Source organism: Microcoleus sp. Pol12B5, assembly GCF_036701335.1.
Taxonomy (GTDB): Bacteria; Cyanobacteriota; Cyanobacteriia; order Cyanobacteriales; family Microcoleaceae; genus Microcoleus.
Genome location: NZ_JAUBQQ010000120.1, coordinates 1 through 6,843, shown reverse-complemented (window position 1 = coordinate 6,843; position 6,843 = coordinate 1). Strand labels below are relative to the sequence as shown.

The following is a 6,843-nucleotide window of genomic DNA, read 5'->3' as shown; positions in this document are numbered from 1 at the left end:
ACCCCATCTTTTTTTACCTCACGTTGGGCAAATCCGCCACTGGTGGGGCTTTTGACGGGGTTGTCACCCCGTCAGGTAGGGTGCTCTTCGGCGCACCTTACCACAATTTTCAAGCCAAGTAAGTTACCCTAATTATTCGCGGTGAGTGCAGTGCCTCACCCGCAGTTCATTCCTGGATGTAGAACCTCTATATTTTGGGTGTACGGCCCAAGAATACCTGACCGATAAAGTAGAACGTCAAACCACTTTTTGCGTATGACTGAATTACTAAATGTTGTTAATTCCATCGCTACTAAAACCGCGGTCGCCCCTATTAAATAATCGCAAAAATCCTCGCCCCCATCTAAAATTCCGAATAACTCAGCAGCCGCACTATTTTTTCATCATCGTTCAATTCCCCGACAATTCGTCGCACGGGTTTGGGCCAGATTTTAATCAAAGTAGGAGTTGCTGAAATCTGATCTGCCTCAGCTTGATCTGGATGTTTCAAAACATCAATTACTTTTAAAGTGTAGGGACGATCGAGGCATTTCTCTAAGAACTGGTGTAAAGTTTCGAGGGTGCGTTCGGTGCTGGGGTTGCTGCCGGAAACAAACAGACGCAAAACGTACCCTTGAGTTTGTGGCGGTGGGGTAAGTGCTGTTGGTTTGGGAAGCCGAGTCTGCTGCGCTTGCGGAAAGCCCAAGGGAGTTACTATGGAATTGCTCCAGTCCGATCGAGCTTCGGGGCTGGCATACTGTACAACTAAGTCGTGATTTTCCCAAAGTTCGGGGAATTGTTCGTGATAAGTAGCAATCGCCATCGGTTCGCACATTTCTTCGCTCCGGGGATGCCACACTAAGTCGCCAGTCCCAAAAATGGCGTTCAGCAGCGTTTGATGTCGCAGCACGGGGGGGTAAGCCTCGGCAGCAACCCGCACCTGCCGATCGCCTGGATCGAGCCATGAGTCAACGGTTGCCGTGTAGCAAGGTATCAGAAAATGCGGCGGTTCCGACAAACCGAGAATCTCCTGTAGAGCTACGCACAACTGCAAGTGCCACCGAGTTTGCTTGTGGGGGTCTATGCAATAGATTAAGTCTCCCCCTGGCGTAAACAGCGCAATGCCTTTGAAAATTTCTGGCAAAATCGGGCGATCGACTTTCAATTCAGTACACCAATAAAATTTAACAGTTAACAGTTAACTTTTAACTGCTAACTGTTAACACTCCACCTTTAGACTCGACCTCGCAGCATCTGAGCCATTTCGTTCGGGAACGGCGAGTTCTCTACACAAAGTTCTTCAGTAATTCGACCTTCTTGATAAAGACCGTAGAGCGACTTATTCATCGTCGTCATGCCTTCATAAGTATCTTTGATCATGATTTGATTAATTTCCTCATTCTGGCCCTTCAGAATGTATTCCTTAACCACGTCGGTATTGATCATAACGTCGTGGAAAGCAGCCCGCTTTCCGTCTGTGGTTTTGCACAGCAGTTGAGCAATAATCGCCACTAGGGATTCGGAAATTGAGACCCGTATGGCATCCTGTTCTTCCGCCCCGAACATATCAAGAATCCGGTTCAGGGTCTTAACCGCACTGTTGGTGTGCAGGGTTCCTGCAACTAAGTGACCGGTTTGAGAGGCTTTGAGGGCGATTTCCACTGTCTCTCTGTCCCGAATTTCTCCTACTAGCAGCATATCCGGGTCTTGTCGCAGAGCGCCTTTGAGAGCGCTCATAAACTTGAGGGTGTGCCTGCCGACTTCCCGGTGCTTAATCAAGGATTTTTTGCTTTCGTGTACGAATTCTACCGGGTCTTCGATCGTGATGATATTGTAGGCTTTATTCTTATTGATGTAGTCGATCATCGCGGCTAACGTGGTAGACTTACCCGAACCTGTCGGGCCTGTCACCAAAATCAGCCCTTTGTGGTAGCCACATATTTTCCTAAATACCTCCGGCAGTTTCAATTCCTCCAGTGTCATTATTTTGGCAGGAATTAGCCGCAGTACCATTGCCGGGCCGGCCAAGGAGTCCATGCAACTGATCCGAATGCGGACGAAGCCGAAGTCGAAAGCGCCGTCAAAGTCTAGGGTTTTTTGGAAAATTTCAATTTCTTCATCGCTCATGCACTCCCGCAACCAGCCAAAAAACGTATCTAAATCGGTCGGTGGATAGCCGATGTCGGCAATCTCGCCCCGGGTGCGGAAGCGGGGAACTTCGTTTACTCCGAGGTGAAGGTCGGATACTCCTTCATCTTTGGCTCGGATTACTAGCTCTTTCAAACTCGGAACTCCGCCGCTGCTAGAACTCTGGCTTTTAGGTGTGGCGAAGGATTGCGGCGCTGGTGCGGGTGGCGCTGCTGGTGCGGGTGCGGCAGGCGGCGGTGCTGGCGGCATTCCTGCTGCTCTGGGGGGCATCCCTGGAGCTGGAGGGCGGGGCATTCCTGGCGGTGGGGGAGCTCCGGGTACGGGCGGGCGAGGAGCTGGCGGATGCTGTTGTGTCATATGCGCTACCTTAAGTTGGTGAGAAGGCTGACTCGAACAGATGATTTGTGGGAGTTGAACAATGCCGATCGCCATTGTGCGTCTCTTGCACAAAAGCTTAACTGTTGTTCTCAGTCTATCCCAAGATAGGGTCGTAATGCTGCACTACTAAGGAAATATTCTGCCAATTGGAGGATGCCATCACTCTCGATATATGATCAAATATGAATTTTTGACTTTTTTGGATAAATTTCTTAAGGAAAAGAGTTTGCAGCAACTCAACAGTATTAAATTATACTTTGCCCAACTATTAAGGAGTTAAACGGATGAATTCTGTCGATCGGGCTTTTACTCCTGCTCTGGAGTTGGCGAAGTCGATTCGCGCCCTGGAAGTGTCGCCTTTAGAAATTGTCAATCTTTACTTGGAACGGATCGATCGATTAAACCCTCAGCTTGGCAGTTATTTTACAGTAACGGCCGATCGGGCGATCGCCCTGGCTAAATCTCAAACCGAGCAACTAGCCGGCTTAAACAAGCCACAGGAATTGCCACCTTTTTTCGGAGTACCAATTGCGATTAAAGACTTGACACCAGTTACCGGCGTTCCCTGTACCTATGGCACTCAAGCTTTGGTGAATAACATATCTAACTACAGCGAGTCAGTGGTATGGCGGATCGAAGCAGCGGGATTTAACATTCTGGGCAAAACAGCAACCTCTCAAATTGGCTCATTGCCTTACACCGAACCCCCAGGTTTCCTGCGGGCGCGCAATCCCTGGAATTTAGAGTATACGCCCGGAGGTTCCAGCGGCGGCTCAGCGGCGGCTGTAGCGGCGGGTTTATGCGCGATCGCCCAAGGTTCAGACGGCGGCGGTTCGATCCGAGGCCCAGCTTCCTGCTGCGGTTTAGTGGGCATTAAACCCTCGCGGGGGCGAGTTTCCTGGGCACCTGTCGGAGATTACCTCAGCGGCATTTCTGCCAACGGCCCATTGGCGCGCACAGTAGCTGACGCCGCCGCACTTTTAGATGTGATGTCAGGCTACACAACAGGCGATCCGTACTGGCTACCCGATTCAAATCAGACGTTTTTAGAAGCTTCCACTCAAGAGTTAGGCAAGCTACGAATTGCTTTTTCTACCAGTATTTCCCCTGTGGGCGAGGCTTCGGCTATCTGTCAGCAAGCGGTACTCGAAACCGTCAAGTTACTGACTGATTTGGGTCACGATGTCGAACCGGGATGCCCTGATTTTACGGGCTTAATCGAACCGTTTATCGCAATTTGGCAGTCTGGGGCGGCGGCAAGTGGCATTCCAGGCCCTGCTTTGGAACCGATGAATCGCTGGCTGTTAGAAAGAACTATTTCCGCTGGGGAATATTTGCGGGCGGTGAATCAAATGCAGGTGATTTCACGGCGGATTGTGGGATTCTTTGAAAAATTTGATGTGTTAGTTTTGCCGACTTATATGCACTCGCCAATCCGGGTTGGGGAGTGGGCGGATTTGAGTTTTGAAGAAACTTTGCAGCGAATTATTAATTGGGTTGCTCCTTGTCCGCCGTTTAATGCTAGTGGTTTGCCTGCGATCGCACTTCCTGCCATTTTAGATGACAACGGTTTGCCCGTGGGAATTCAAATTATCGGGCGGCCGGCGGCGGAAGCCACTTTAATTGCTTTAGCGGCGCAGATGGAAGCGGCGAAACCTTTCCCGGTTTTAGATTTTAAATAGGGAAGAGCAAGAAATAAAAGCACGTTTCCCTTTTTTATGGGTATGCCGAATCAGGACTTGTGCGCGGCGAACAAAAAATCCGGTTTATTGCATAATTTTCTAGTCAGCCATCCCATATTTGACCAATAAACCGAGTTGCTCGCCCAGTCATACTTATTACCAATTATGCTGTATTTTATTGAGAATCCTTCTTTAGATTGATAGATATTGTGCTTATTTTGTTTTAAAAATGGTAGCAGTTCGCTGCCAATATTTAGGGTGAAATTTATGTTAACTTCCGGCCCGATTACCGCTCCCGTTCCCGTTTTTCTAGTTCTTTTAGCAATCATGCTAATCGCCCCGCTGGTATTTGAGCGCTTGCGACTACCGGGAATAGTCGGTTTAATTATTGCTGGCGTAATTGTCGGGCCCAACGGTCTAAATTTGCTGCAACGAGACGCTACTATTGTTTTGTTAGGTACTGTAGGATTGCTGTTTTTAATGTTCCTAGCGGGATTGGAAACTAGCCTCGACGACCTCAAACTCAATGCGGACAAAGCTGTCATATTTGGGCTGGCTACTTTTTCGCTACCGATGATATTGGGGACAGGAGCAATGCTGCTGTTGGGATATAGCTGGCTGGCTGCAATTTTAGTCGCTTCTTGTTTTGCTACGCACACGCTTTTAGCGCTGCCAATTCTCACCAAATTGGGATTGATGCGAACTCAGACTATTACTACTACTTTGGGCGGGACTTTAATTACGAATGTGTTGGGACTGTTGGTGCTGGCAATTGTTGTTAAAGCTTTCAAAGGAAATCTAACTCTCGAATTTTGGCTGTTTCTCATTCCATCTCTTGCTATCTACACTTTTGCTACTTTGTGGGGAGTGCCCAAAATCGGTCGCTGGTTTTTTAAGAAATTTGGACATGACGAAAATGCCGAATTTATATTTGTATTGGCCACCCTATTTCTAGTTTCTTACGCAGCAGAACTAATTGAAATTGAGGCAATTATTGGTGCATTTTTATCGGGAATTGCCATAACTCAAATTATTCCCAAAATGAGTCCCCTGATGAATCGGATTGAGTTTATTGGCAATACGCTGTTTGTGCCGTTTTTTCTGATTTCTGTGGGGATGTTAATTGACCCGCTAATTTTGGTGAAGCAGCCGCAGTCTTTGTTGGTGGCAGCAGTGATGATTTTAGCAGAGGTGGTGAGCAAGTTTTTGGCAGCTTGGCTACCGGGGAAATTATTTCGTTTTGAGTTTCCCAACATTATGGTAATGTTCGGTCTTTCTGTTGCTCAAGCTGCTTCTACTTTGGCTGCGATTACGGTTGCTTTTGACATTAAATTGGTCGATACTGAAACGGTGAATGGCATCATTGCCATGATTTTAGTAAGTTGTGTCGCTTCTCCTTGGATTGTATCTCGGTGGGGTCAAGAAATGCAGCCGCCGGGGTCGAGTTTGCCGGTTCCTACTTCGGGAAAGCATTCATGGGGAGATCGAGTTTTAGTGCCTGTTGCTAATCCGAATACGGAAGATAATTTGCTGCGTTTGGCTTTGATTTTAGCAAAAACATCTCAGGGAACTTTGCTGCCACTGCATATTTTGTCCGATCGCGGCGAAGCAATTTCACCGGCAGATAAAATGCAGCAAACTCAACTTTTGACGGCTGCGGAAACTGTCGCCCATGCCGCTGCTTGTGCGGTTGAACCGATCGCGAGGATAGATGATGCGATCGATCGCGGAATTCTGCGGAGTGCAACCGAACGAGAGGCTAGTTTAATAGTTTGCGGCTGGAAGGGATTTTCCACGACTCGCGAGAATTTTTTTGGCAGCATCATTGACAATGTGGTAAGGCGAGCGCCCGTACCCGTACTGATTGCTCGATTTCCCGATCCTCTCCAGAATACAGCCAGAATTATTTTGGCGGTAACTGACAGCGAGTTGACTCGGTTTGGATTTCAGGAAACCGTGGATATTGCTAAGAGTTTGGCCGAGGAACTTAAGGCGAATTTGCAAGTGTTGTTGGTGACGGCACAACGGGAAAAAAGCGAGAAAAGTGCGGCGGAGTTGGCAATTCTTTCGGAGATACCAGTAAATCGGGTGCGGGGAAATTTTATCAAGCTAGTTTCGCAGAATTTGTTAGAACACGATTTGCTGATTTTAACAACAATTTCTCAGCAACAGAATATGTGGGACAAACCGGGAACTCTCAAAGAACCGGAAGCGATCGCCCGGACTCACCCAAATATTTCGATGCTGGTTGTTTATTTTCCTGTATCTTGAGGAATATTTTAACCGCAGATGATGTTATGAATCTGCATTCATCTGCAGTTAATATTTTAGGACTAAAGCCAACTGGCACATTAAACAAAGGTATGTATAGCCTTTCTCAGTAACATGAGGTAATCATCGGGAATAGGGCATCGGGCATCGGGCATCGGGCATCGGGCATCGGGCTCGCCCCCATACCTCACAACGCTTGAGAACGGCTATAGTTGCGATTGTGCGCTCTTTCCTAACTAAGAGCGCACAATCGCAACTACATACCTAAAATTTAAGTCCTATTTGTGACAATTGTGTAAGTCTTATATTTAACCCTCTTTTGTCACTCTAGGCAGAAGAAAAGTGCAAATAAGGGATATTGAGGTTTTGAAAAATTGAACGAGTT

General features: G+C 47.6%; 4 protein-coding genes. 2 read left to right on the top strand and 2 right to left on the bottom strand.

The genetic code is table 11. The features are described from left to right. Positions 1-343: 343 nt before the first annotated feature. Both QUA24_RS26365 and QUA24_RS26360 read right to left on the bottom strand, forming a co-directional pair. Positions 344-1,144 carry a circadian clock KaiB family protein gene (locus QUA24_RS26365; protein ID WP_333233309.1) on the bottom strand — a complete coding sequence of 267 codons (801 nt, stop codon included), beginning with the start codon at positions 1,142-1,144 and terminating at the stop codon, positions 344-346. A gap of 68 nt (positions 1,145-1,212) precedes the next feature. Next, positions 1,213-2,484, bottom strand: coding sequence for a type IV pilus twitching motility protein PilT (locus tag QUA24_RS26360; RefSeq protein ID WP_333211472.1), 1,272 nt, complete (start codon positions 2,482-2,484; stop codon positions 1,213-1,215). Between the two features lie 305 nt (positions 2,485-2,789). Between QUA24_RS26360 and QUA24_RS26355 the strand changes: the two genes are divergently transcribed. Together QUA24_RS26355 and QUA24_RS26350 are read left to right on the top strand one after the other, a co-directional pair. Next, positions 2,790-4,187, top strand: coding sequence for an amidase (locus QUA24_RS26355; protein ID WP_333233307.1), 1,398 nt, complete (start codon positions 2,790-2,792; stop codon positions 4,185-4,187). Positions 4,188-4,454: 267 nt separating this feature from the next. Next, positions 4,455-6,458 (top strand): cation:proton antiporter domain-containing protein, encoded by a 2,004-nt coding sequence (locus tag QUA24_RS26350; protein ID WP_333233306.1) that lies wholly within the window; start codon positions 4,455-4,457, stop codon positions 6,456-6,458. Positions 6,459-6,843 lie beyond the last annotated feature (385 nt).